The sequence below is a fragment of the Flaviramulus aquimarinus genome (assembly GCF_039543205.1).
Lineage (GTDB): Bacteria > Bacteroidota > Bacteroidia > Flavobacteriales > Flavobacteriaceae > Flaviramulus_B > Flaviramulus_B aquimarinus.
In genome coordinates this window covers 1,419,055-1,445,497 of the sequence record NZ_BAABJH010000001.1, presented here as the reverse complement: position 1 = coordinate 1,445,497, position 26,443 = coordinate 1,419,055, and the positions used below count along the sequence as shown (strand labels likewise).

The following is a 26,443-nucleotide window of genomic DNA, read 5'->3' as shown; positions in this document are numbered from 1 at the left end:
TTTAATTAATCTAATAGTTTTTCGAAGAAGTTGTTTATTTCAACTAGTAATGCAGTAAAGTTCGAGGAGTCTTCTGCTTTTGTGTCAATGAAAGAAATTACAGAATAGGGTACAGCAACACATACTTGAAAACCTAAAGATAAATTGTAGAAAGTTCTCCCTGAATTGGTGAAATCATCGTAGTCGCATTTTGCTCTCCAATCAAAACTTTTAATGAAATGTGAATCTAGGAAAGATTCAATTTCCTTCCATCTATTTTTATCAACCTTTCCAGCGTATTTCTCGAAATTTGCAGTCGTATTAATCTCTTTCACTTCTTCTTTCGATGAATGATTTATTGCCCCTAAAAAGTTCCCTTGAATATGAGAAAATTTAATTTCATTTGTAACTTCAATCTCAAAAGTACCACAACTAGTCGTAATTGATTTAGTATTTAACCAATCCCAGCTCGTATTATAGAATACCGGCCAACCTTGACCCTTTGTGTTTGCGGGCCATAAATAAATATTAAGAAACAATTCTTTATTGCGATAACCAAACCACATTAAAATCTCGTCTGCCCAAGCTTTCTGAAACTTAAACCCTGATCGATTAGATTTATTTAATAATTCTAGTTTAGATCCTGCGCTTAATATGCACGCTTCAAGTCTTCGATACCTTTTATCATTATCTATTTCTCTACTCGATAAATTTGAAAAAGGCTCAACTGGTAGCCAATGTAGCTTATGTTGACGTACAAGGTTTATAAAGTTATCCGTGAATAATGTAGGTGAAGTGGTGAACGCATTAAAGGTATTAACTCTGCTAATATCCTCTAAAACTTTTCTCCAAGTAATACTTTTAACAGTAGTAGTTTTTTGATTTATCCTTTTTTCAAAAGCTACGTGTAATTGATTGTATAGTTGTTGTTTACAATTTTCGTTTGTTCTTTTAACTTCAATCATAATTAAGATATCACCAATACTAATAACAATGTCTGTTACAGGTTGGTAATCTCCATGTTGTGTATAGCTTAAATTAAAGAAATCTGCTTCTTCTAATAATTGCTCCGTTAGCATTATAGCATAAACGCTACGCATACTTGAGGCTTGTAATTGTGTAGCTGCTTTTTCAATATCTATATGTACTTTAGAATCTCTTATTTTGTTTGCTAATAAATATTCATAATCCTGTTTAGATATGATTACCTTTATAAATTGATGTAATAATAATGTGTCATTTTGTAAACACAAAACTAGAGCTCTACTGATATTTTTCTCTAAATATTCGGCAGAATCGTTTTGATTAAAAAATTTAAAAAGATTAAGATGTCTATCCATACTATTATTTCATTCCACGTACACGTGCATCATACAACTCATTAAACCACATAGTTTTGAACATAGAGTTTACTTTATCTTCAGTCATTTTGTTGTAGAAGTCAAGTTTCTTATCAATGAAGTTTAAGAGTTCGTCATCTATCTCGTCATTGAATTTATCTTTTATATTGTCCTTAGAATTTGCTTGATTGAAAAAGGACATTAACTCTTGATTTTGATAAATGCTTGACTTCATTTTTATGAACTCCACTTTATCTTCTTCTGTAAGTTCTAAACCATAGGTATCGTTGAGGACTTTTATGATTTTAGTTAGGAAATCATATTCATCATCTGGACCACCACCAGAACCACCTGGTTGCATTCCTTCTTGTTCGCCATCACCTGCCTCTAGGGAAAGACTTTGGGTGAATTTATGTTGTATTTTATAACTATCTAGTTCTACATCATTGACAACATCTAGTGGAAGGTTAGATTTTGCATAAGGCAACACTTTTAATAATGCATTTAAAAACACATAAGTTTTTTCAAGTTGTACATCTGTAAACGTTATGATTTGACTTAAAAAACGGTATAACTTTATAAATGATTTTGCAGCTGACTTAAACTCGTTTTGGTCTTCTTCTTCCTGTTCGTCAACAAACCGTGTGGCTATACCTTGAAGAATAGGTTGTAGTTTTTCAAAATTTTCATCTTCTGTAAAAAACACATTTGCGAAAGCTTCAACTTCTGTATCGTAATATGCATTAAAACGTTCTACTTGATTTAGACTATCATATACTGAATTAGGATCTGTTAGGTTTTCTTCTATAATAAAATTTTTGCCATAGTATTTCTGAAAATCTGCTTGCACATCTTCTGGGTCGTTTACAAAATCTAGAACCATTGTTGTGTCTTTCCCTTTTGTACGACGGTTAAGTCGCGATAAAGTTTGTACCGTACTTGTGCCACCTAATTTTTTATCAACGAACATGGTGTGCATTAATGGTTCATCAAAGCCTGTTTGAAACTTGTTTGCTACTATGAGTAATCTGTATTTAGGCAATTTTAAAGCATCTGGAATGCTGATTTTGCCACCTAAATCATTCATACTAGTTTCCGTGTACTCTTCTCCAGTTTCATCATCTTTAACAGTTCCCGAAAACGCAACCAATGCTTGATAAGGTAATTTCATTTCGCGCATTATATCATCAAACTTCCTTTTAAATCGTACAGCGTGTAAGCGAGACTTTGTAACTAACATACCTCTTGCTTTTCCTTGAATTTTGTTTTGTGTTTCTGAAGCAAAATGTTCTAGAATGATGCGTGCTTTTTTCTCAATTGCATGGTCTTGTAAATCGACATAATTTCCTAAAACACGTACTGTTTTCTTCTTCTCATACTCACTATCATCAATATCACTACGTTTTATTAATTTGTAATATCGCTTAAACGACATATAGTTTTCTAATACATCAATGATAAAACCTTCGTTTATGGCTTGCTCCATAGAGTAGATGTCAAAAGGTTCTTTCCCACCATTTGGTTGCAACGTTCCAAATAGCTCTGTAGTTTTAGGTTTAGGTGTTGCTGTAAAAGCAAACTGACTAATGTTTGGTTGTTGTCCTTTCTTTTCTATTTCTTCAGCAATTACATCATCTAAATCTTTACCAGGAACATCTTTTTCTGCTGCTTCTTCTAAACTTAAAGCTTTTCGCATATGACGAGAGGTTTCTCCTGATTGTGAACTATGTGCCTCATCAATGATTACTGCATATTTTCGCTCACTTGATTGAGACACCTCATTAGAAATAATTGGGAACTTCTGAATAGTTGTGATAATGATACGTGTCCCATTTTCTATCTCACGTTTGAGGTCTTGTGCTGTTGTTTTTTCATCGAGATATGCTACCATTCCTGGTATATTATCCAGTTGCTTAATGTTATCTTGTATCTGCTTGTTCAATACACGTCTATCGGTTAACACAAAAATGGAATCGAACAATCCCTTTTGGTCAGTGTAATTTTGATAGAAGTTTGCTAGTCGATATGCTAGCCATGTAATGGTATTAGATTTACCAGAACCTGCTGAATGCTGAATGAGGTAGTTTTTACCCGTACCATCTATTTTTAATTGTCCTAAAATCCTACGAACTGCCTTTAACTGATGGAAACGTGGAAACAATAATTTTGTGGTTTTTTTTGTATCTAGTTTTTTTGTTTTCGGATTGTAGAACGTGTCTTCATCATCTTGTAGGTTAATGAAGTTTTGTACCAAGTCCATTAAAGAATCTTTGCGTAAAATATCTTCCCATAAATAAGATGTTGAAAACCCTGTATTGTCTGAACTATAATTTGTTAAACCTTTATTGAAAGGCAAAAAGTAGGTGGACTTACCAGCTAATTTGGTTGCCATAAACACTTTTTCTGTTCCCACAGCAAAATGTACCAAACAACGCTGAAACTCTAAAAGGGGTTCACCTTTAGGGTCTCTGTCTTGCATGTATTGCTTAATCGCATTATGATGATTTTGAGAGGTTAATGCATTTTTAAGTTCTGCGGTTGCGACTGGAATACCATTGATAAAAAAACCAAGGTCTATTTCATTATTATTTTTTGTTGAATAAGCAAGCTGACGTATTATTGATAATCTGTTTTCTCTATACCATTGCTCATGTTCTGGTGTTTTATTATTTGCTGGCTGAAAGTAAGCTAGGTCTAGCTTAACACCATTCATTTTAATGCCCTTGCGCAAGGTGTCTAGTGTTTTGTTAGTTTTTAAACTTTTGCTAACACGCTCTATAATTTTAGCATCTACTGAGTTGCCTAATTGCTCACGCAGATGAATGTATTTTTCGCCTTGTGATAGATTAATAAAGCTTAATATTTCACTTGGAATTACAGCATTGGCTTTATCATATTTTGAAGGTTGTACCAAGTGATATTCACCAACGCCACCTTCTTGTAGGCTAGCTGTAAGATAATGTGCTATATGGTCTTCAAAATGTATTTCTTTAGTGCCTCCTGCCATATTATTATGCCGTTTTAGGTTTCCAATCTCTTACATCTATTTTGCCTGTTACAGCTTCACTGATGATTGATTGACGGTATTCTTTTAGTTTTTTGATTGACTTTTCTAACTTCTCAATTGAGCTAAATATTTTATTTACTTTAAAATCTATGTATTCAGAAATATTCTTTTGCTCATCTACTGGTGGATAAAATAGAATTGTGTCTTTTAAAATTTTATTAGTAATACTATAAACCTTTACTCCTTTAACTAGATTTTGTATTTGGGTTCTATAAGTAGTTGAATCAAAGAAATAAGCAAAGTATCTATAATCACTATTATCAATTAATCTTGCAATAATGGTATGATAACCAGCAAATGTTGGAATGTCAGAGTTCAAGTGAGTGAAATTACCAGAACCTTCAATATCTTCAGAAGTATCTGCAAAGACAAAATCTCCCTTCGATAATAGTGAACTTTCATTAGATTCAATGTAGTCTTCAATAACACATTTCAGATTGTGAATTTCTGGGTTTACTTCAAATCCAAATTTTGAGTGTATTTCCCCATAGTTTACAACTGGTATTCCTTCATCAACTAAGTTAGCTTTAGTTATGGTGAGACCTTTGCTTGTTTCGAATTTGTATCGAAATTTAACCACTTTCCAATGTTCAGGAATATCACCCAACCACTCAATGCCATAAGCTCTTAATGGTACATTAGGGTTTAAGCCTTTTGTAACTGCTTCGTTAATAATAGCTTGGCGTTGCTCCTTAAGTTTTTCTATGAGTTCCTCCTTTTGAGCTATAATGCTGTCTATTAAATTAGTTTTATAGTCTAGGTAGTTCGCTATTTGAGTAAATACTTGAGAATCCGTCGGAATTGTAATAAATTGATTTTTTATTAGACTGCCTGTTAAAAGTGGTTGGGCATTTGTATTCGCCAGTCTATTTAATTTAAGCGACTTTAGCCAATAGGTTAAAAATTCTTCATTGATTTTACTTTTGACCAATAATGCGTTATCCGTGACCCATTTTTTGCCATTTAATAAATGAATGTTTCCACAATGTGCTCCAACTCTGCCGATAATAATGTCTTTACTTTCACTGTTGTAGTTATTTGTTTTTCCAAGTATTCCATTACCACCTAATACAGGAATATCATACTCATCTGAAAGCAGTTCAGTACTGATAGACTTACCACTTTTTATTTCCATTAAAAATTTTAGCTTTACCAAAGTCCAATCTATTGGAATTTTTCCAATCCATTCTACACCACTATCTTTATATGTTTTGTATTTCTTTATCATTATGAAATCAAATCTTGTAAAAGGTCTGTAATACTACTTTCTAAGTCTTTAATCTCACTTTTTATTTTGCTTGCTGGTCGTAAAGGTTTGTACTCGTAAAAATACTTAGTAAAGTTGAGTTCGTAGCCAATGCGTGTTTTATCATAATCTATCCAAGCATCTGACACATGTGGTTGTACCTCTCGTTCAAAATAGGTTTCTACATCTTCGCTAAGCGGTACACTTTCTGTATCACGCTTTTTATTGTCTGGTTTTGGTTTTCCGCTTCTGTCTAAGATAATTTCACCATTATCATCATATTGTGGTTGCTCTACTGTTAATTGGTAGTATCCGAAGTATTCGTTATCGAATATTTTACTGTGTTCACTTTCTTTAAAGCTAGTGTGTAGATCGAGCAAGCTAGAGATGTGTTTGCTTGTGATCTCGTTACGCTTGTTGCCCAAACTTTTTTTGTTAGGTTGGCAGTATACATGGTGTCTTTCTTCTTTTCCATTTATAATTACTTTTTCGGTAGCATTACCATCAATTAATTGGATTTTACCTTTACGCTCCTTAGACTTTTTATTGGTTAAAAACCATATATAAGTATTGATACCTGTATTATAAAAAAGGTCTTTAGGTAAAGCCACGATGCACTCTAGCCAATCGTTTTCTATAATCCATCGACGTATATCACTTTCTCCACTACCGGCACCACCTGTAAATAGAGGAGACCCATTTGTTACCACTCCTATACGAGACCCTTCACGTTCCATTTTGGAAAGCATATGTTGTAAAAACAATAATTGTCCATCGCTTATACGAGGTGTCCCTGCATAAAAACGACCAGCAGGATTTAAAGCTTCATTTTCTATAAATTTTCTATCCTTTTTCCACGTTACACCGTATGGTGGATTTGCCATCATATAATGGAAAGTCTTTCCAGGAAACTGGTCTTCACTAAAGGAATTTCCGTGTTTAATATTGTTTGCATCCTCTCCAGTGATTAATGCTTCTGATTTTGCTATAGCATAAGATTGTTCATTGAGTTCCTGTCCATAAGTAACAATATCAGGTTTATTTAAGCTTTCTGCACATACTTTTTCTAGAATATGCTTTTTACCCAAGTGTACCATACCGCCTGTTCCACATGCTGGGTCAAAAATAGTACGTATAATACCAGGCTTTGTTAGAGCCTCTTTTTCGTTTGCAAAAAGGAAGGTATTCATAATCTGAATGACATCACGCGGTGTAAAATGCTCCCCAGCAGTTTCATTAGATTGCTCGTTTGATATACGAATGAGTTCTTCAAACACATAACCCATACCATGATTATCGATGGCTTCTGTATGTAAATCGATTTTACATATAGCATCAATCATCTCATACAACAATCGGTTTTTTACTAGTCTCCCAACAATTTTATCAAATTGGAAGCTTTCTAGAATTTCACGAACCTCTGGATTGAAACCATTGAGATAGTTGTTGAAATTAATTTCTATGTATTGTGGCTCGTCCTTTAACGAATGTAAGGTGTGTTTTGAAGTATTGTAAAACTTAAAGTTACCAGCAGCTTTACGTAATACAGGAATAAGTTTTTCTTCGGATAGCTTGTCTTTAAACTTGGTATAAGCATCACGAACTTTATCATTTACAGGGTCTAGGATACAATCTAACCGACGTAAAACAACAAAAGGTAATACTACGTCTCCAATCTCATTTTTCTTGAAAGCATCACGAAGTACATCATCTGTAATCTGCCAAATAAACCCTACTTCTACCTTTGTGTTTTTATTGCTCATTGTATTTTTTAACTCTTTGTTGTTGTTTTACTATGCAAATATATTTTAAATGTGTGCATTGTTGGTGCACAGTTTAATTTAATAATCGATTTTTAATGGTTTTATCTGGGTTACAACCGAACAAGCTTCTGTCTAATTGGTTATTCTTGACAGAAACATAGGTAGATATCTGAGAACAATGCTTGACCAATTGACTCATTATGTTATTAACTGATTCATAATGTTTTGTACCTGTATTATCTAGGTTTGAAAATATTTCTAAATACTCAAAATCATTCTCTTCCTTGATTTTTTCTAATTGATTAGAGTAAAACAAATCGAAACCTTTATCTGCTTTAGATATAGTGTAGTTACTCAATATTCGTCTTTTGTGTATTTCCGATTTTGCTAAAACAAGTTCAATGTTAATTGTATAATTACGTAATAAATTGACCGCAGTAACTAGTTTACCATATTCTTTTATCCACCAATCATTTGGTTTATGCCTATTCTCTCTAATGTTTTGAGCTACGATAGTAATTTGGTATTCAATTTCTAATTCTAAAGGTAAGTAGGCCGCTAAGAACGGGATGAGATTTGTCAACCCTCTGTTAAGATTACCTGTTTCATTACTGAAATAATAGTTGTCGGCGATTACTAAACTGTTAGATAGAGGTTTTTCAAATTCTATTATTTTTTCCCACCCATCTTGTATTATTTCATTTTTACTTACTTCTCTGAAATAGGATTTAGAAAAAACTGTATCAGGAACTTTAGAAGTAGCATAAATTGCCATTCCTAATTTTTTCTGCTTTTTCTCTGCTGTTTCTTCTTTAATGTCTAGGACATAAATAGCTCTAGGGTTTTCTATAGTTTTATCTAAATCCTTCTTTATTTCTTGAATAAAAACTTCCTTTGCTTTTGGTAATTGCATAGTTGCAGAACTACTATAAGCTATACTAATTGGATCAAAATCATCTATAAGCCTTTCATCTAAATCATCTTGTGAGATGTTTATATTAATTTCAATACCACTTTTGATTATTTTATTCCAATGAGGCATCTCCTCATCAAATAAAGCGAATTCTTCAATTTTATTTGGTTCAATGTAGAGGCTTATCATTCGGCTTGATTTTTTCTTAATTCTTTAATCATTCCTAAAGTCAGTCTTCCAGATTCATTGTAAAATCCTTTACCGAAGTCTCTATCAAATTTACCTTGCGAATTTAACTTCATTTCATATGGTCCTTCTTTTTTATGGAAATAAAATACTTTAAATGGATTAGGGTTTAATTCTTCATTCATAATAAAGCCTTCTTCAATTGCAATTAACTGAGCTCTTCTTATGATGTATTCGGAGTGTGTTTCTACCAAAAACAGCACATTTTTATTAGATACTTCTAATAAAAAATCACATAATTTAGATTGTAACTCAGGATGTAAGTTCAATTCTGGTTCTTCAATGAGAACCGTTGGTACATTTCTGTTTTTCTGTTTTTTAGAAAATAATATAGTAGCTAGTTTTAAAATCAAACTCATTATCTGTAAAGAGCCCATTCCTTTATCTGACAGGTGGTTTTGAGCACCATCTTCAACTATATGAAATTCATAAGCTTCGCCAGCATAAAATTTTATTGAGAAGTCCTCACCAACTTCAAATTCTTTCATCCAATGTTTTACGAAAGATTTAGATTCAGCTTTATCATCTAATCCAGCCTGTTTAAAATGATGTATGGCTTGAGCTAAATCATTGTTTTTATCCCTTAAAGCAAATAGAGCAGATTGCTTACTTGGATTTGCAGGTAGGTAATGGAAGGTCTGGGAATTAATAAGGTTGCTTACCCTATCTGCCCATTTTTCTAGCTTCACTTTATTTTGATGAACCTCTATAGAATCAGGATTAAATGTATCGTCATTATTACTTTTAGATTCTTCAGAATCTTTTTTGTACTGAATTTCATTGAAGTACAAAATGATACTTATAAACTCTTGTATCATTGTGTCTTCAGATAATACAATATCATCTTCATTCTCATCTCCTTCTTCAACCTCATACATTTGTCCTACACGCAAGAATTGAAGTGGATATGACACATTAAAATCAAAACCTTCTTCTTTCTTTTGTTCGGGTATAGCTTTATCAATTTTTTCAATTTGATTTACTAGTGAGTTCCTCTTGTCCTTAAGGGTAAGATACTCCTTAGACACCTTAGATTGAAGTTTTGAAATTTGGTCTTCAATGTCTCGTAAGTCGCTAGTTAGGCGAGCTAGTTGATATACTAATTGCACTTTATCCGAGTCTACTCTTTTTTTCTTTCTCTTTAAATGTATTATTTCTTTTAGATAATCTATTTCTAAAATGATTCCTTCATTTTCGTCTATCACATTGAATGAATGTACATTTGCTTTAGTAGTATCATCTTTTCCAGAAATAATGACTGAGAATTCAATATTATTAATAGCTGAGGTAAACTCAATTTGATTAGACTTTGATTTGTTGTTTTTTGCACGACCAAAAGTCACAATATTGGCATCTTCTAGGACAGCACTATCAAACGAGAAGGTGTCGAAAAGTTGATTCTGTAGGTAATCCATCATTAAGAGCTGTGCTTTTACCATTGTAGATTTGCCTGAATTATTACGACCTACTAAATAAGTGATATCTCCAAATTTAAGCATAGGAAAGTCTTCAAATCTTCTAAAGTTTTTGAAGCCAATACCTTTTGTTTGTTTGCTTGTTTTCATAATACAAAGCTATTTTTATTGACGCAGTGTATCTGCATTATTATATTTGATTGCCTCTGTTTGATGCGTTCTGTTATTTTTTAAACTTACGTGGTTTGAACAGTTTAGTTCTCCTGAAAATGATATGTTTTTTTACAAATTAAATAATAAATAGTTTAAAAGTATATGCATGGTATAATTAATCTTCAATGCTAATATTGTAAATAATATCGTAACCTACATCTTTTCTGATTTCAAATACTTGGTTACTCATCTTCATATCTCTAGATGTTAATCTCTCTACAGGTTTTAAACCATGTGCAATACCTGCATCTATTCTTATGCTAAAAGACACCTGGTCAGACGTAAACTTAAAATATCTGTAGTGAGGAAGCCTATGTTCTTCCTTAAAATCTATTTTAAAACCATAATTAATTGAAAGCTCTTTAAGGTCATATACATAATCATCAAGTTCTTTATAATTATGAATAATATATTCTGGGAAATAAGGACTTCTAAAGTCTGATTTCGCTAGGTGAACATTAAGTTCTGAGACCTCAATACCCCAAAGTTCTTTAATTTGATTAATGAATTGTAGCATTAATCGTAATGAAAACTCTGATTGATTATACTTGTCAAAGTATGCAACTTTAAATGTTTGATTTGTTATTTTGGATAACAAGTCTTGAGAATTATTAAGGTTTGAAACCATGAGTTTAGCAATGTCGTTACTTTGACTTTTTCTAGGAATACTCCCCTTAATTCTAGATTCATATAAATTACCTGAACCAAAATCTGGTACTTTAAAATCAGGATAGTTTTCTATGTTGGCACCTTCTACTTTGAAGAATTTCTCTTGGGCTCCAGCTGTCCACTCCTGATTTAAGGTGTCATAGTCCCCTTTTGAAATATAACTTAGTGTTTTGCCGTTTTGTAATGTTACAGATAAGTGTGTAGGGTAGTTGAGTATGGCATAATTATTACCTTGTCGTAAATCAAAATTATGATTCAGCAAGTAAGCAGATAGTTTTTCTTGATTATTGCTAAAAAGAATATCACCTTCAATAATTAAATTGATTTCAATTCTATCTCTCTTTAAATTATTTAACCAACTTATATTTTCAATATCCCATTCATCAATCTTATTGTTGATATGAATATTAATTTCCTTTATTTCATATTGGTATTTTAGGATACTTATTTCATCATTAAGAGAACCAAAGACCAAACTAACTTTGTCAGCTTCAGACTGCAATTCTTTTGGAAGCTGATTATCCAAAGCAGAACGCAACCATTCAATGGCTATAAAGCGATCTAAATCTTCAATATGCCATTGAGTACCTCGATCTATTAGACACTTAGTGCAAGCTGTTTGGCAATCACAATTATCTAAAACATTTAATGCAAGTTTCAGTATTTTTTCTGCATATAACTTAAACTGGGAAGCATAACCAGCACCACCTTTTGCAGTATCGTAAATAAATATAGTTTGATAGCCATTATATTGCTTAATACCAAAACCTAATTCAGATTCTTCAATAGCCAGATGTTCTGCCAAAGATTTCGAAAAAATAACACCTAGAGAATAGGCTAGTTTCTTATCGTTAACATAGGATTGATTTCTGTTCTTTAATCGAATTTCTGTAAAGTCTGTTTTAAACCTACTTCCTAAAATAATATGTTCTCTTACGTTTTGAGCTGAACAGGTACTTTCTCCATTACTATCTCGTCCTCCCCTTAATCGCCAATGACCTTCTAGTCGCTCACTAGAGGTTTCAACTTTACCACAATCTAAGCACAAACTATAGCCTTCGCCTTCTCCAGTATTGTAAAATAGTATTTGTGTGTCTTTTTCACTAGAACTTGTCCTGAAATCAATGAAACGATTTTGATTAGCAGCCCAAGGTTCGATATTAAGAAGAAGTGGCTCTAAATATTGTGGTTTACTTTTTTCAGAGATAACTCTAGTTGGTGTACTATATAAGTCTATTGAAAAACCTGCTGGTTCAACAAGCTCAGTAAAACTCCCTTTATGTTCACCTAATTCTAAACCTTGAAAAGAACCTATATCATTACATTTAGGGCAATTATCATCTACATTTTCTTGAAGGTCAACTGTACGCTGATAACCGCAGTTTTTGCAGCCTTGTATCACATTCCTGTCTGCAGACTGACCCCAGTTATTCTTCATCACTATGCCTGAGGATTTATAATTTAGTCCATCAATAAGAATATTGTTGCCTGGTGCAAATTCGGTAAGTGCTCTAGCAATAGGGTAACTTGGATTTGATTTAAGTCTGTTTTTGTTACTCTTTTGTAGGTCAGACAATGTGATTTTTTCAAAATCTACAATTCCAGTTGGTAAACCAGCATTTGGCAAGAAGTTCTCCTCGGCTAAACAATTAAGAACAAATTTTTGTAAAAATTGACCTTTTCTATAACCTATTGCTTTGTAGGCAGGACTTGCATCTCCAAACTGTTTTTTTAATTCTTCAAGTTTTTTATCATAACCATCTCTTTGGGTTCTAATTCTACCAATAATTTTCTTGAAGTTATCTGAAACTATTGAAATAAGTGCTTCTGGACTAGCATCAGATAAAGGAGTGTCTTTAACAATGTATTCTAGTTGTTTCTGGAAGTCTAAAGAATCAATATTTTCTAACCAGTTTAGAAAACTATGAGCTATAGTTGGTGAATCTTCATAAAAGAATTTTTCAATACTTTCTTTAACGTTGAGTCCCCTGTTTTCATTTCCTTGGTGTCTAATAAATATTCCAAAGAGTAAGGAGTTTACATGTCTCTCTACAATGTTCTTACTGTCAAAAGCAAGAATAGGTGGGGCAATTTTGTGATCTAAAGCCCATTTTGGATTGTTCATAGTACGAAGCCCAATTGGATTAGGTGCACAAAAAGTTAACGCTAAAGACTTGTTTTCTGAACGACGACCAGCTCGACCAGTTCTTTGTAGGTAGTTTGCAGGCATAGGAGGGACATTACTCATAACCACTGCTGAAATACCTCCTATATCAACACCCATTTCCATGGTTGTAGAACAACTTAATATGTTTATTTCTCCGTTTTCAAACTGTTCTTCTAATTCTTTGAGTCGCTTTTTATCTTGCTGTGCTGAATGCTCTCCAGCTAAATATAATTTATCATAATCAAAAACGCGTTCATGTAAATTATTCCATAAACCTTTACTTCTTGCTTCTTGACTGTTTTCCTCTAACCAAGCATCTACTTTTTCGGTTTGGATTGGTTCGTTATTATTATCCTTATGGTATGGGTGTGAGTATATTGGAAATTGATGTGTTTTAGAATTGTCTATTTTATAATTATTTATATTATTATATTCTAAATTCCCTTTGATTAATGGGGAATATCCTCTAAAAACCTTATCAACTAGTCTTTTTGTAACTGGACACAAGAATTCTTTACCTGCTATTTCAAATTGAGTATTTTCAAAAAAATCGAGTTTGTATCCGTCTCCATCAGCAGTAAGGATTTTTTGCCTTAAAGTTCTCCATATTTTTTCTAACAATTCATTAAGTTGATCTTCTCTAACCTCTGTAATATCTCCTTTGTCTTGCCAACCCAAACCTGCACAAATTAATAATACTAACCTTGACTGTGTTATTGAATTTGGGTTATACAGTTTCCACTTATTAGCATTTACAAGATCTGTATTTGATGGATAAATTAGTTCAGAGCGATAAAACTTAGAGGTAAATAATCGCATGGCATCATCAAAAGAGAAGTTGAAGTTATATCGAATAATGTAATCGGCAGCGATTTTTAATAACGCCAACCATTCTTCATTATCAATTCCAAGTTTTATGGCTATTTCTGGTGCGATTATGCCATCCAAATTTGGGTATACAATATTTAATAATCCTAAGTTTTCAAGTGATCTTTCTCTTGGTATTCTGCGAGCAAATTGATCATATAACAAAGATTTAGCGTAAGTTACATTATCAATAGCGAGGTTATTACCTCTAGCTCCTTTTTTGAATAGTGTTTTAAAGTCATTTTTTTCTTTTACGTGGTCAATAATTTCATTCCATGTGGATCTGCTATTTGTTAATGTATCATTGCTTCCTGAGCTCAAACTAATATTTATTTCTTCTATCTCTTTCTCAATTTTCTTTTTCATAAACGCAGGTGCCTCATCCAATTGCTTTACATACATAGCTCTTGCTTGTAGTAGCTCATCATTGCTTGCTTCTACTTCATTTTCTTTTAACTTTTTAAGCAAATAGTGATAAACTTGATAGCGTATCCAATCACTTTCACTATCTATATTAATTAATGCGGAAATCTTAGCAGTTCCCTGTCTACTATCTGTAAATGAAATATACTTTCTGCCTTTATATAAGGTTTTAGTAGTTTGATTATTAATGACCTCAGTTTGGTCTAAAACAATATCGGATAAGATTCTGTTTGTAAATGCAGATGATATTCTAAAATGAATGGGATTGTCGTTTTGATTACCACAGTGAGGACAGTTACTTTCATCAGATAAAAGGAAATCTTCTCCACCATGATTAATAGTATTGTCCAAATTAATACTACAAGCCAATAAAGCCTTGTTCTGATCAATATGCTCCCTTCTTACTAGCCTTACCAGACGGTTATCAATTTTTGCTTTGCTTTCATCTTCCTCTCCTTTATCTTCGTTTTCAATACTAAAAGCTTCATAACCAACTGTTGCTTTTTGAGTGATTTTATCTTTATCTCTTTCTCCTTCTAACATCATATTTCCACAGCTTCGGCAAGCAATAAGTTCTAATAATGGGTGTCCACAAGAACATTGCTTACCTGCGATAGTGTACATTGTACCTAATGCTTTATTTGGCTTTTGATTTTTATGTTTATCACACTTTGTATTAGTACAAGCATAAACCCCTCCAATACCTCTCGTAAAAAAATGACCACGAACAGGAAGTAGATTTTCACCATTTACCTTTTGTTCTGCTAGTGTATCTATGATACTTAGTTGATCTAGCTTATTGGGAATATGTAAGTAATTGCCAATTTCGCTTTGGGTAATACCTTTGTTATGTAAAAATTTATCTCTAAGTAGTTTTATGTTATTTTGAGAAAGCGTTTGAGATAACTGTGGAATATCTTTGTCGTCTATTTGATTATTAACTTGCTTACCAGTAATAACTTCAATTTGATCTGTAGAAATTCCACATAAATCAGACATGAACTTCTTTAGTGTATCTGTATTTCCACTTCCTACTGTTGCTGAAGTTATGGCAAACCTTAAGTCTTTTATATCTACTTCAAAAGCCGAAACAACACGTCTTATGAGTAGAGCCATTTCAGCTGCTTTTGAACCAGTAAGTGTATGAGCTTCATCTAATAAAATCCAGCGTAATGATCCTTTCGATTTTTCTAGAATAGGAACATCAGCATTCCTCACCAGCATATATTCTAGCATCGTAGGATTTGTAAACAGGATCTGTGGTGGAGTTTCTCTTATTTGTTCTCTTGAAATAAGTTCTGGTAATGCTTTCTTTTTCTTGTCCTTACTGTTTTCTTTATTAGGAGTATCGCCTGTTAGTAATGCATACTTTACGCCGTCTAGAGCTGAACACCATGCATGCATTCTTTTTCTTTGACTTGCAATTAAGGCATTTAAAGGGTATAGAAAGATAGCGTTAACCCCTTCTTGATTATTACAATTTTGATGAATGTCATGGATTACTGGAAGCATAAAGCATTCTGTTTTACCAGAACCAGTACCTGTGGTAACTGCAATTGATTTATTCTTGTTAAGCAATGTTTTCCAGCTTTTAAGCTGATGTTTATAAGGATGACGAGTTTTAGGGAACTGAAAATCTGGATCTTTTATGGCATTTAGCGCATCAATAAATTCTTGCTTAAAAATAGTTGATGTTTGTCCAAAAGTTAACTGATCTTGTTCCCAAGGGAATGTGTTTTGGAAAATAGCATCAGCCATGATAGGCTCTTGTGACAGCAGGTATTTGAAGTAATCTTGCATTTCTTTATCACCAGTAGCCCAAAGCGATAAAATAGCATCAGTTAATCTGTTTTCTGTTTTAGTATAAAATTCTTTAAAATTCATCATCTTAGATTCTATTAAGGGCGTGTAAAATTGTTTTGTTGTAAAAATCTTGTTTTAGGTACTGGCTGTATTGAATATTTCTTCTTATGACTTCTCTTTTTTCATCGCCAGCCCATATAGGGTATTCATTATGAGTGTTGTTTATTGATTCTGCAACAGCAATAGGCGCTTGTAATAGCAGTCTCACTTGATGATGTTCTTCAATGTGTATATTATGATTCCCATTTATTTTAGGACTATTGCGAGGAAGCTCGCTTAGTACTCTGCTTCCTAGTTGTGATCTTAAATCGAGTATGTTTCTTTGTAAAATTGGTTCTGACTCAATAGTTGAACCACTAATAAACTTGAAGAGTTCTTGTAAACCGTTTTCACCCATGTATGATGAGATAAGCTCTACAATTTGACTATGATATTTGAAATCACTTGGTTCATTTATTTCGGCTAATGCATTGCTCCAGTTTGTCTTTGTTATCCAATGAAAACAGAAACCTAAATCCTTTTCCATTTCAGGGATAGCTTTTTGAATGAATTCTGATGAGTCAGATTGATTAAAACCTAAAAAGAAAAAAGCCCTCGATGCAACTTCTGAACTCCTTGAAATTGCTCGTAATTGATCAAAGGTTGAAAAAGGCAAATCATATTGAAAGCAGATATTGAAATATGTTAATGTCTGTTTCCAAAGATCATCGTTGAAATTAGTAAGCTCTAACTCTTTATGGTAATTATCTATACGTTCATTTTTATCTACCCCAAGAAAAAAACCTCCTGTATTGACAAAGCGAGGCATCAATTGTTTTCCTTCTTTTTTGTAAGATATTATAATGAATTGATTTGAGATTTCTGTTGAAGGAATAGAATATGTTACACCATTTTTCAAAAGTGGAATAATTTCGATTTCATCAGCAGAGCAATTTACTGGAATTGCAAATAGTTCAAGATTATCCAAAGATTTGAAAAGACTAACCTCTCTTTGCAATTGATTGTCAACGACTAGCGAATGACTAAATCCTGAGATCTTATATGTATTCTTATTTCTTCCTTCAGATAATTCAAGGCAAACAGTATTTTCATAGTCCATAGCATCAGCTAAGTAAAATAACCTTACTATTTCGTCTTTATATGATATTACTGGTTGAGTAGATTCTTGTATTTCCTTAGTAATACTTACATCAGGTTTTAAGCTGTTCTTAATTTTAAGCAATGTTTCATTGTTAGGTGTGCTAAGAATACGCATACCATAAAGATTTGCAAGCGATAGAGGTTGATCTTCATCAATAAGATGCCCTTCTGCATCTGTTATCGCCATTCCTTGAAAAGGGGACAGTAAGTCAAAAAATAATTTCTTTTTACTTGGGTAACTCAGAGAACCTTTCACAATAGTTGGTATTTTAGAATGCTCTATGTTTACTTTTAATGTATAATGATTGTTGTCCTCTTTGATCTGTATTAACGATGATTCGTCTAGCTTACATTCGAAATAATCAAGGTTTTTAAATTCTATGACTGCTGAATGAATTGATTGATTTGAATACCTAGCCTGTAGCTTCCCTATGTTGAAGAAAATATCATGAGCTATTAAATCATCTTTTTCAATTCTTAAATCAAAACAGCCAGTAGAAATATAGCTCAATCTAGATAGGTCTTCCCAGGTGTTTCTAGAGTTATGCTTCTTAATAAATACCTTGAATCGGTTTCTTTTAATATCATATCCTTCATCATCAAAAACGAGTATCTTGGGAATACCTTGAACAACTGGCAGGTTGGATTTTAGCATCCAGTTTGGTTTTTTGCTTTCTATTATCCAATCGAAGGAGTTAACACCACTTTGATAGACTCTTTTTTCATCTCCAGAATAAATTTCTATTTCACCCTCAAATGGCATCCAAGAAAGACTCTTTGCAAATAAATTTATTTCAGAAGAAGGGAAGTCGCTTTTCCATTGACTAGGAAAGAGTACTGCTGCTTCTTTATTTGAGGCAGTAGTGCCTTTAAGAAGTCGCCATTCATTTTCGGTAAACCTAGTCCATAAGCTTGGTTCTTCATGATTTGGAATAGTTTGTATAAAATCTTGCAGTTCCGTTTTTTTACCATTATTTATTACATAGGTCTGTGGAGTACCAGAAGAAACATCCCATTCTTTATTATCTTGATTGTACCAGTCTGTTTTAAATTGACCATTTGCCATTTTACGGAAAACACATACTAGGTTATCATCCATAAAAAATTGATAATCTCTTTCTAAAGCTTCAAAGCCTAAAAAATCACTCAGTGCCTCCTTAGTATATGCGTTTGCTAATCCTAACCTTAAGCTAATTTTATACTCTTCATTTTTAGAGCTTAACAGCCAGTAGTTTTTAGGTTTTGACTGTCTCGCTTTTTTTACTAATGAGGCTCTTTTTACTTTTAATGATTTGGATATTTCTTTTAAAGATTCTTCGGATTCTAGTAATTCTTCATATTGACCATCACAATTTAAAATTGACTTTACAATTTCAAGACAGTTTTCATAGATGATGTCATTCTGGCTAGATTTAGGCAATAGGTCAATAATATGGGTTTTGAATATAAAGTCTTCTATTTTGTCTGGTTGCTCTTCTAAAACAGCTTCTAAAAAAGCCTTGTACTTTCCTTGGTTCTCTGAAATATGCTTAAGAGGAAGCCCTCCTTGTAGCAATAATGTTTTGAAGTAAAGCGTGTTTTGTTTTTTAATCCACTTTATGCCTAGTATTTGTGCTCCTTTACGAGCCATTTTATAAAATTCGTCTTCGGTTAATATAAACCTACTATTTCCTCCTAAAGAATAAAAGACTTCTAGTTTGCTGGGGATTCCACCATTGTAATTTCTTTTCCACCATTGCGCATAAAAAAGTGAAACATCCCTAGGGTCTAGGGTGTTTAAAGTTCCATATTTTAGAATTGAACTAAGTCTTTCAAATTCATCATCAGCTAGGAAGTACTTCCAAAGGGGGCGGCCATCATGTTTATTTAGTCCGTTTTTATTTAGTAGGGTTGTAAAAAAGTTTGGTGTCATTTAAATAGCTGTTTTTTGTTTTTAGAGATGCATCAAAGATATTTTTTTTCTGCGCAAAGTAATTGCACACTTAGTCATTGTAATACTGTTGCATTACATTAACTTGTCGACGCACTTCTTCCTTTAAACGCTCTGGCTCTAAAATTTCCACATCTTGTCCATAAGACAATATTTGTTGTACTAACTCTTTATTTATTATTGTTTCAAACCAAACTTGGTCTTGTTTATCATCTTCAAAAAATTCTTCAAAATCTGGTTGAAATGGCTTGGTTTTAAAATAGTCTTCTCTTCCGTTATGAAAACGCAGAATAATCCTTTCAATCTCTGCATTAGGAGGACGCACAATACCAACCATTGACCTAAAAAAACTATCCCAGTCAGTTTTCATTTGACTATATTCTACATCTTCTTTGATTTGAAAATCTATTAACCGTTCATCCAAAGGAATACTCCATTTTTCAATTTCTTTAGATTTATTTAATCCGAAAACAAACCACCTTCTGTTATACTGTTTTAAAACTTGAGGATGGAATTCAAACTGACTTGGTAATTCATCTTTAAATCCTTTATAAGTTACTAGGAATACTTGTTTTTTCTTAATAGCTAAGTATAATGGTTTCAAATATTTTATGCCTTTGTATTCTTCATTGTGATCGTAATATAAAATTCTTGAGGTATCATCATCCTGTTCTTCTTCATCTTGAAACTTAATTAATGCTTCAGCAAGCTTGTCGTATTTTGGATGATTTTCAAAACGCTCTAAAAGCTGTTGGGCAGCATCTATTAAATACTGCTCGTATTCAAGTAATGGACGTTGAGCTATTGAGAAATTAGGATCATCATATTTTAATATCCTCACTTTATCAGGTAATGGAGCACCAAAGCCGTTTTCCTTATTTCTAAAAACCTTAAGGTCTTCTCGTAGCGTTCTAACAGAAATACTTTCGTTAGGGTAGAAAGTTGATATTTGTCTATTCAAAACTTCATGAAGTCTATCGAAACTATAAGCCCTTTTTCGGAAACAATAGTCTAGGATATTATATCTTATATGAGCATGTTTGCTATTTGACATTTAAGTGTTTTATTTAATATTGTAAAAGACCATAGCTTAAAGCTTATAGCATACCTCTATTTAGGCTAATTAGATTTTGGGGTGATAGTTTTTTATACTACTCTCAAATGTAAGAAATTGTATCAACAGAGTGCGTAGTTCTAAAAAATTTTTGAAAAATAATTTTTTGGAGGCTTTGTTTGAATGCAAACTACCCTATACAAACACCCCCACCCATTCACAGGAGGGAAACTCCCCCTACCACTTTATATAGAAAAGTTATTTTCTGCCTGCAATTAAAATTCAAGTTGATAGCTGTAATTTTTATCAGGAGTGAATTGATTTTCTATGTGGTTTAGTACAACTCAAAAATTTTAGAATAATGGTTAGAATCATTAATTACAAGGAAAGATTTAAGGATGATGGAACATCATTCTTTGTTCTGGAACTGCAAGGTGGTATTGAAATGGTAAAAAGTAAAGCTACTGGCAACTTTTATGCGACAGCGAAAAGAGCTTATATACCTTCAACATTTGATGAAGATGTCTGTAGTGCTTTAATAGGCACAGAAATGGCAGGAAGCATCATTAAAGAGGATTGTGAGCCTTTTACTTATGCTATTAAAGAAACAGGAGAAGAAGTAACCTTGAACCACAGATGGATTTATGTTACAGAAGACGCTGTAAAGCCAAAACAACAAGCTGTTAAGTATGAGAAGAATGTAATGGCAAATTCAGATGTGTTCTCTAAAAATGGCATTTTAGAACATGCAGAGTAGCAATATTAGCCTAGTCTATGTAATATAGATTGGGCTTTTTTTAAGTGTAATAAACTTCAAATTATGTATCATGGAAATAGCAGAAGTGAGAGTATCATATTCAAACAACAATAAAGAGAAATTTAAAATAAATAATAGTAAGGAGTCGTATGATGTTTTAATAGCTTGTTGGAGCAAACAAACTATAGAACTACAAGAAGAGGTAAAAGTATTATTATTAAATCGGAACAATCAGGTAATTGGAATCTATCCTTTGTCAAAGGGTGGAATGGCGGGAACGGTAATTGATGCTAAATTAGTGTTTTCTGTGGCATTGAAATGTGGTGCAAGTAGCATTATTATTGCTCATAATCATCCAAGTGGAAACCTAAATCCTAGCGAAGCAGATAAAAATATCACTAGTAAATTAAAAAAAGCTGGAGAACACCTAGATATTGTTTTACTTGACCATTTAATTATCACTAAAGATGGATTTTTTAGTTTTACTGATAATGGACTGATGAAATAATATTTTGTCTTCTATTAATTCATGAACGTGCTTAAAAGGACACTTTTTAGGGCAAATTATAACTTTTAATGTAAGCATAGATAGGTATTAATAGCGTTTTTTAAAAATCAATAAGTTCTGTTAGTTCAACTTCTAAAGCTTCGGCTATTCTATGTAATGTATATATTGTTGGGTTTGTTCTGCCTGATTCTATCCTTGATACGTTAGTTGTATCAAATTTACCAGCTACTTCTTCCATGTTAATAACAAGTTGGAGTTGTGTAATATTTTTAGACTCCCTTACTTCTTTAATTCTTTTTCCAACTAATTTTAAAAGCTTTGACTTCTTCATACTTGACATATTTGGCAATGTCAAATAGACAGTATAAATTAGCACCTTGTAATGTCATATATGGCAATATTATAAACCTAAATCATTATGAGCTATAGTAAAATAAAAGACTTTTTAAAGTCCTTATCAAGTGAAATGGATAGCCGTGTAGCCAAATATGGAGTTGTTAAAATTATTATTGTAATAGGACTATTTATTTTGTTTAATTATCTGGTTGGAGCATATTTCCATGATTATTTAATTAAGTTTTACATCTTAACCTTTCTTGTTGTGGCATTTTTTGTGATTTCATTAGAAGAGGGTAGTAAGATTAAATATCTTGGTGTTTGGATTGGCTCTGTAATAGGAGTAATTTTTACTATAACGATGATATTAATGTTTATATATGGTATTGGAGAATCTATAATCGATACTATTTATGGTTGGTTTAACTAATCTTTAGTTTGATGAAATTCAAGGAATTAATAGAAGAGCTTAAATCAGTATCAGACAGGGGGGTATTTACAAGAGGTAAAATAGATTGGTGGTTGTTAAAACATGAAGATAGATACAATTCTTTAAGTAGCGATTTTGATTTGCTAAAGATTGAATTTCCGAAAGCAGATATTGATGGTCATAAGTTACTAACAAGGGAATCAGAGTTTCTTAAACTCTACAATAAACTTTTGGAGGTTTCAGAAAAACACAGAAATGGTAATAACTATCAAGAGCTGATAGACCTTAATAATATTATAAAAGACATTCAATATTAACCAATGGAATTAATAGGAAAAATAAAAGTGTTAAATGACACTCAAAGTATAGGTAACAACGGCTTTAGAAAACGAGAAGTTGTTATTGCTACAGAAGAACAATACCCTCAGCCCATACTTGTAGAATTTATTCAAGACAAATGTGATTTGCTAAATGGTTATGTTGTAGGGCAGGATGTGAAAATAAGTATCAATTTTAGAGGTAGAGAATGGATAAATCCTGAAGGAGTATCCAAATACTTTAATGCTATTCAAGGTTGGAGAATTGAGCTTTTAAATTGCCAAGAGGCTAAGCCTACTAATTTACCTGAACAACAACCTGCAAGTTTTATTGATGACTCAGATAATGACTTACCATTTTAAATGTTTTCACATGTATTGCAGATCTTACATATTTACAAATATTTAATACTCTAATTTATTGGGTGTAACAATACTGCAACAAATTAGATAAATATATGAAAATGAATGAAGATTTATGAAATCCTAAACTTTAATAGAATGCTTATTATCAAGTGATTGAATTAAAATGAAAGTATATGATAACTTTATCTAAATGACTGTTAATCAGAGGGTCCTTGGTTCGAGCCCAAGAGAAGGAGCAACTAAAACCACTTAAGAAATTAGGTGGTTTTTTTATGCCCTAAATTTTCCTTGGAAAACATGCTAGTATAGTTCATTGCATAACGATTTGCTAAGGGAAGTCGTAAGTGAATTACTTGGGTATTCCAGTATTAAAACTATTCAAGATTGTTCTACAAGGTTGGTTTACAATAGCACATATTTCGAAATTTATAGGTTTAAGGGGCTAAATGAAGGGTATGTGGCAAAAATATACCCAATAATGGGTATTGCCTTTAGTTTAATTGTGTTTTAACTTGCAATAAATAAGTGTTATTTATAAATACTCAAATTCAGTATTTTATTAGAGAAGTGCTTTTTCTAATTTACTTAGGCTATTAACTAAGACCTAATTAACCATGAAGTTTCTAAAAAAATTGCTATTTATCATTTTTTCTTTCACAATAATTTTTTCTTGTTCAAAAGATTCTGATTCACAGGGAGATAATATTCCAATTAGAAATAGTGAGATTATAAACTATTTAAGTACGCCAGATTCTGAAGGGCAATTGTTATCCGAAGTTTACATAGAAGAAGATAAGGCAACAACATATTTTTATGGCAGTACTGATGCTAATGGAGAGGGATTGTTAACGCAAAGTTTAGCATACAAAGTTGATGATTCAGATAGAATAGAATATGTAGTATTAGATGAATTACAAAGAGTTAAATATACCTATTCAGAAGTTAATGGTGTGAAGGAAAATGAGATTCATTCATTCACTTATCCTGAAGAAGGTATAGTTAATTACATAATTCTTAAAAGAGATTGGACAACATTAGAAGATGATATACTATATTTTTCTACAGTTGAAACTAATGGAGAAGAATTTATTGCGAATAATTTATATGGTAAGGGGTTAAAAATAAAAAGTCCTCCTGAGGATACCGCAGTACTGGCAAACGTAGGAGTTGCTGTAACTATTTTAGCTGTTGTAGGGACATTACTTTATGCTAAAGCACCGGCTTTAGCTAGAATACTTGCAGCTCTTGCATATACGACCGCTGCTATAGCTGATGAGCCACCTGCAGCTAATATAGACCCAAATGCTCCATCATCACCAGAAACGACTATTATAGACAACCAATGTAGTAATTCAAACCTAAGTGTAATTATAGGTGTAGACCCTGGGAATGTTTTGGTAGCTATTGTAAATGGAGACTCAGCTACTTATGACTTTTATTGGTCTACAGGAGAAACTGCTACAACTCCAATTACTCATGTTATAACTGCTCCAGATGATGGAGATTATTATGTTATGGTTAGAGACGAAAATGGTTGTATTGCGTTTGCTTCTACGAATTCAGAAGATTTTAATTATGAAGGAACTTGGTTGATGACAGTTAATAATTTAGATGGCAGTTTACATCATTATGAAAGAGTTGTTTTTGATATAAATGGAGTATCTACTTATAATGAAACAAATATACCAGATCAAAATACTGGGTGGTATAGTACTGGTTATACTTATTATATTAATTATAATGCTTCTTCAGGTTTAATAAATATCACAGTAGGCGGAACTGGTTTAAATTTTCCTTTTGTTGTTAATTCAGTTTTAGATACTCGTTTCTTTGGGGATGGTGATTATTATTCGGCAGGTTATGACGACTACTTTAATCTAATTTTGGATAGAGAATAGGCTTAAAACATTTATAATTACTATCATAGAATAACGTAAACCGTTTTAATTCTTCGTTAAATTGGTTCGACAATACAATATTAGTGGGAGCAAAATTAAACCCGATACGAAAGTGTTGGGTTTTTTTGTGCAATAAAGTCTGTATTATCGTTGCATTTACTGCATTAGTTGCATTTTACTCAAAATGCCAACTTGCCAAGTTTTTTACTCAAAAAAGGCATACTATTAGGTACCCCAAAAACTTTTCAAGGTACCCCATTTAAAATTTATAAAATCATGAAACTAAACATATTATTTATAGTCAGTAAGACTAAACTCAATAAGAAGGGTAAGTGTCCTATACGATGTAGGTTGACTTACAACAAAATAAGACATCATTTTGCCACAGGGCAATTTGTAAACCCTAAACACTGGAACAGTAAGCAACAATGTGTTGACCCTCCAGAACCAAATGCAGACATTTTAAACTCGCAGTTAAGCCTTATTAAAACTAAAATTAATAGGGCTTTTTTAATGCTTCAAGTTAAAGAAGAGGGTTTTAATGTAGATGATATTTACAGCCTATATAAAGGTGTTAAAACACAAAAAGAATACAATGTGGTTGAGTTCTTTGAACGTTACTTAAAAAGGCTTAAAACGCTTGTGGGCATTGATATTAAGCAAGTAACATATAACAAGTTTGAATACATTAAAAATGATGTTAAACGCTTTGTTAAATGGAAGTTTAAAACCAATGATATTCGTCTAAAAAAGTTAGAGTCTAATTTTATCACAGAATTGGAATATTACTATAAAACCCAACAGAAATTAAAACAAATAACCATTAACAAAAAGATTAAACGCTTTAGAAAGGTAGTAAGGGTTGCTGTAGCTGAGAATTATTTAGCTAAAGACCCATTTATATTGTTCAAAACCAAGACTGTTAGAACTGAGATAGTATTTTTATCTCCTGAAGAATTAGGATCATTGGAACAACATAAGTTTACACAGACTAGATTACAATTTATTAAAGACTTGTTTGTGTTTTCATGTTATACAGGGTTACCGTATAGAGAGCTAATGAATTTAGCCCATGATAATGTTGTTAAAGGCTTTGATGGTAACTTATGGATTAAAATGAGGCGTGAGAAGACTTCTAAAGAACTCTCAATACCATTACTACCTAAGGCGTTAGAAATTATGGAACAGTACAAAAGTGATGATAGCTTTATTTTTCCTAGAATTAGTAATCCACGTTATAATTCTTATTTAAAAGAAGTGGCTGTTATTGTTGGTATAGATAAAAACTTAACCACACATATAGCAAGAAAAACATTTGCAAGTACTGTATTGTTATATAATGATGTACCGATGGAGATTGTTAGTGAGTTGTTAGGGCATTCCAATGTGAAAATCACTCAAGATAGCTATGGTAAGGTGGTGCAGAGGAAGATTAGTTTGGAAATGGAGCGGTTGGATGGGAAGTTCAAAAATACCTAAAAATGGGTATTGTTTTGATTAATAATTAGTTATATATTGAAATTTAAATAGTACTCA

Annotated in this window: 17 protein-coding genes; 7 read left to right on the top strand and 10 right to left on the bottom strand. The window is 32.3% G+C overall.

The genetic code is table 11. The features are described from left to right. Positions 1–5 precede the first annotated feature (5 nt). The 9 genes from ABD941_RS06670 to ABD941_RS06630 all read right to left on the bottom strand — a co-directional run bounded on the left by ABD941_RS06670 (position 6) and on the right by ABD941_RS06630 (position 20,295). Positions 6–1,319: a hypothetical protein gene (locus ABD941_RS06670; protein ID WP_345273291.1), complete on the bottom strand. Its 1,314-nt coding sequence runs from the start codon at positions 1,317–1,319 to the stop codon at positions 6–8. Positions 1,320–1,323: 4 nt separating this feature from the next. Then, complete coding sequence (locus ABD941_RS06665; protein ID WP_345273289.1) at positions 1,324–4,326, bottom strand: type I restriction endonuclease subunit R; 3,003 nt, start codon at positions 4,324–4,326, stop codon at positions 1,324–1,326. A 4-nt stretch (positions 4,327–4,330) separates the two neighbouring features. Then, positions 4,331–5,614, bottom strand: coding sequence for a restriction endonuclease subunit S (locus ABD941_RS06660; protein WP_345273288.1), 1,284 nt, complete (start codon positions 5,612–5,614; stop codon positions 4,331–4,333). Then, the gene (locus ABD941_RS06655; RefSeq protein WP_345273287.1) at positions 5,614–7,395 is read right to left on the bottom strand and encodes a type I restriction-modification system subunit M; all 1,782 of its coding nucleotides are present in this window, start codon (positions 7,393–7,395) and stop codon (positions 5,614–5,616) included. Before ABD941_RS06655 ends, ABD941_RS06660 begins: the two co-directional genes overlap by 1 nt. Before the next feature lie 73 nt (positions 7,396–7,468). Then, entirely contained in the window at positions 7,469–8,497 is a 1,029-nt protein-coding gene (locus ABD941_RS06650; protein WP_345273285.1) for a hypothetical protein, read from the bottom strand. Further along, positions 8,494–10,119, bottom strand: a complete 1,626-nt coding sequence (locus tag ABD941_RS06645; RefSeq protein ID WP_345273284.1) for an AAA family ATPase — start codon at positions 10,117–10,119, stop codon at positions 8,494–8,496. Before ABD941_RS06645 ends, ABD941_RS06650 begins: the two co-directional genes overlap by 4 nt. A gap of 178 nt (positions 10,120–10,297) precedes the next feature. Then, positions 10,298–16,195 (bottom strand): DEAD/DEAH box helicase, encoded by a 5,898-nt coding sequence (locus ABD941_RS06640; RefSeq protein WP_345273282.1) that lies wholly within the window; start codon positions 16,193–16,195, stop codon positions 10,298–10,300. A gap of 1 nt (position 16,196) precedes the next feature. Then, entirely contained in the window at positions 16,197–19,223 is a 3,027-nt protein-coding gene (locus ABD941_RS06635) for a hypothetical protein (RefSeq protein ID WP_345273281.1), read from the bottom strand. Positions 19,224–19,293: 70 nt separating this feature from the next. Next, the gene (locus tag ABD941_RS06630) at positions 19,294–20,295 is read right to left on the bottom strand and encodes a helix-turn-helix transcriptional regulator (RefSeq protein ID WP_345273279.1); all 1,002 of its coding nucleotides are present in this window, start codon (positions 20,293–20,295) and stop codon (positions 19,294–19,296) included. Between the two features lie 361 nt (positions 20,296–20,656). Here ABD941_RS06630 and ABD941_RS06625 point away from each other — a divergent pair, with 361 nt between their 5' ends. Both ABD941_RS06625 and ABD941_RS06620 read left to right on the top strand, forming a co-directional pair. Beyond that, positions 20,657–21,052, top strand: a complete 396-nt coding sequence (locus ABD941_RS06625) for a hypothetical protein (RefSeq protein WP_345273278.1) — start codon at positions 20,657–20,659, stop codon at positions 21,050–21,052. 70 nt (positions 21,053–21,122) lie between these two features. Next, on the top strand, positions 21,123–21,560 hold the full coding sequence (locus ABD941_RS06620) for a JAB domain-containing protein (RefSeq protein WP_345273276.1): 438 nt from the start codon (positions 21,123–21,125) through the stop codon (positions 21,558–21,560). A gap of 100 nt (positions 21,561–21,660) precedes the next feature. Here the strand turns inward: ABD941_RS06620 and ABD941_RS06615 are convergent, their stop codons facing one another. Further along, a complete protein-coding gene (locus ABD941_RS06615) occupies positions 21,661–21,891 on the bottom strand; it encodes a helix-turn-helix domain-containing protein (RefSeq protein WP_345273275.1) in 231 nt (76 codons plus the stop codon). 87 nt (positions 21,892–21,978) lie between these two features. Here ABD941_RS06615 and ABD941_RS06610 point away from each other — a divergent pair, with 87 nt between their 5' ends. The 5 genes from ABD941_RS06610 to ABD941_RS06590 all read left to right on the top strand — a co-directional run bounded on the left by ABD941_RS06610 (position 21,979) and on the right by ABD941_RS06590 (position 26,386). Beyond that, the gene (locus tag ABD941_RS06610; RefSeq protein WP_345273273.1) at positions 21,979–22,326 is read left to right on the top strand and encodes a hypothetical protein; all 348 of its coding nucleotides are present in this window, start codon (positions 21,979–21,981) and stop codon (positions 22,324–22,326) included. 11 nt (positions 22,327–22,337) lie between these two features. Beyond that, positions 22,338–22,643 (top strand): hypothetical protein, encoded by a 306-nt coding sequence (locus tag ABD941_RS06605; protein WP_345273272.1) that lies wholly within the window; start codon positions 22,338–22,340, stop codon positions 22,641–22,643. Positions 22,644–22,646: 3 nt separating this feature from the next. Beyond that, complete coding sequence (locus tag ABD941_RS06600; protein ID WP_345273271.1) at positions 22,647–23,006, top strand: DUF3127 domain-containing protein; 360 nt, start codon at positions 22,647–22,649, stop codon at positions 23,004–23,006. 617 nt (positions 23,007–23,623) lie between these two features. Next, the gene (locus tag ABD941_RS06595) at positions 23,624–24,907 is read left to right on the top strand and encodes a hypothetical protein (RefSeq protein WP_345273269.1); all 1,284 of its coding nucleotides are present in this window, start codon (positions 23,624–23,626) and stop codon (positions 24,905–24,907) included. 276 nt (positions 24,908–25,183) lie between these two features. Beyond that, positions 25,184–26,386: a tyrosine-type recombinase/integrase gene (locus tag ABD941_RS06590; protein WP_345273268.1), complete on the top strand. Its 1,203-nt coding sequence runs from the start codon at positions 25,184–25,186 to the stop codon at positions 26,384–26,386. Positions 26,387–26,443 lie beyond the last annotated feature (57 nt).

What these genes read in the sequence shown, in the direction of transcription:
- ABD941_RS06615 (WP_345273275.1), bottom strand. Translation starts at nt 21,891, where the DNA reads ATGAAGAAGTCAAAGCTTTTAAAATTAGTTGGAAAAAGAATTAAAGAA.
- ABD941_RS06605 (WP_345273272.1), top strand. Translation starts at nt 22,338, where the DNA reads ATGAAATTCAAGGAATTAATAGAAGAGCTTAAATCAGTATCAGACAGG.
- ABD941_RS06635 (WP_345273281.1), bottom strand. Translation starts at nt 19,223, where the DNA reads ATGACACCAAACTTTTTTACAACCCTACTAAATAAAAACGGACTAAAT.
- ABD941_RS06625 (WP_345273278.1), top strand. Translation starts at nt 20,657, where the DNA reads ATGGTTAGAATCATTAATTACAAGGAAAGATTTAAGGATGATGGAACA.
- ABD941_RS06650 (WP_345273285.1), bottom strand. Translation starts at nt 8,497, where the DNA reads ATGATAAGCCTCTACATTGAACCAAATAAAATTGAAGAATTCGCTTTA.
- ABD941_RS06660 (WP_345273288.1), bottom strand. Translation starts at nt 5,614, where the DNA reads ATGATAAAGAAATACAAAACATATAAAGATAGTGGTGTAGAATGGATT.
- ABD941_RS06620 (WP_345273276.1), top strand. Translation starts at nt 21,123, where the DNA reads ATGGAAATAGCAGAAGTGAGAGTATCATATTCAAACAACAATAAAGAG.
- ABD941_RS06600 (WP_345273271.1), top strand. Translation starts at nt 22,647, where the DNA reads ATGGAATTAATAGGAAAAATAAAAGTGTTAAATGACACTCAAAGTATA.
- ABD941_RS06610 (WP_345273273.1), top strand. Translation starts at nt 21,979, where the DNA reads ATGAGCTATAGTAAAATAAAAGACTTTTTAAAGTCCTTATCAAGTGAA.
- ABD941_RS06595 (WP_345273269.1), top strand. Translation starts at nt 23,624, where the DNA reads ATGAAGTTTCTAAAAAAATTGCTATTTATCATTTTTTCTTTCACAATA.
- ABD941_RS06665 (WP_345273289.1), bottom strand. Translation starts at nt 4,326, where the DNA reads ATGGCAGGAGGCACTAAAGAAATACATTTTGAAGACCATATAGCACAT.
- ABD941_RS06590 (WP_345273268.1), top strand. Translation starts at nt 25,184, where the DNA reads ATGAAACTAAACATATTATTTATAGTCAGTAAGACTAAACTCAATAAG.
- ABD941_RS06670 (WP_345273291.1), bottom strand. Translation starts at nt 1,319, where the DNA reads ATGGATAGACATCTTAATCTTTTTAAATTTTTTAATCAAAACGATTCT.
- ABD941_RS06645 (WP_345273284.1), bottom strand. Translation starts at nt 10,119, where the DNA reads ATGAAAACAAGCAAACAAACAAAAGGTATTGGCTTCAAAAACTTTAGA.
- ABD941_RS06640 (WP_345273282.1), bottom strand. Translation starts at nt 16,195, where the DNA reads ATGATGAATTTTAAAGAATTTTATACTAAAACAGAAAACAGATTAACT.
- ABD941_RS06630 (WP_345273279.1), bottom strand. Translation starts at nt 20,295, where the DNA reads ATGTCAAATAGCAAACATGCTCATATAAGATATAATATCCTAGACTAT.
- ABD941_RS06655 (WP_345273287.1), bottom strand. Translation starts at nt 7,395, where the DNA reads ATGAGCAATAAAAACACAAAGGTAGAAGTAGGGTTTATTTGGCAGATT.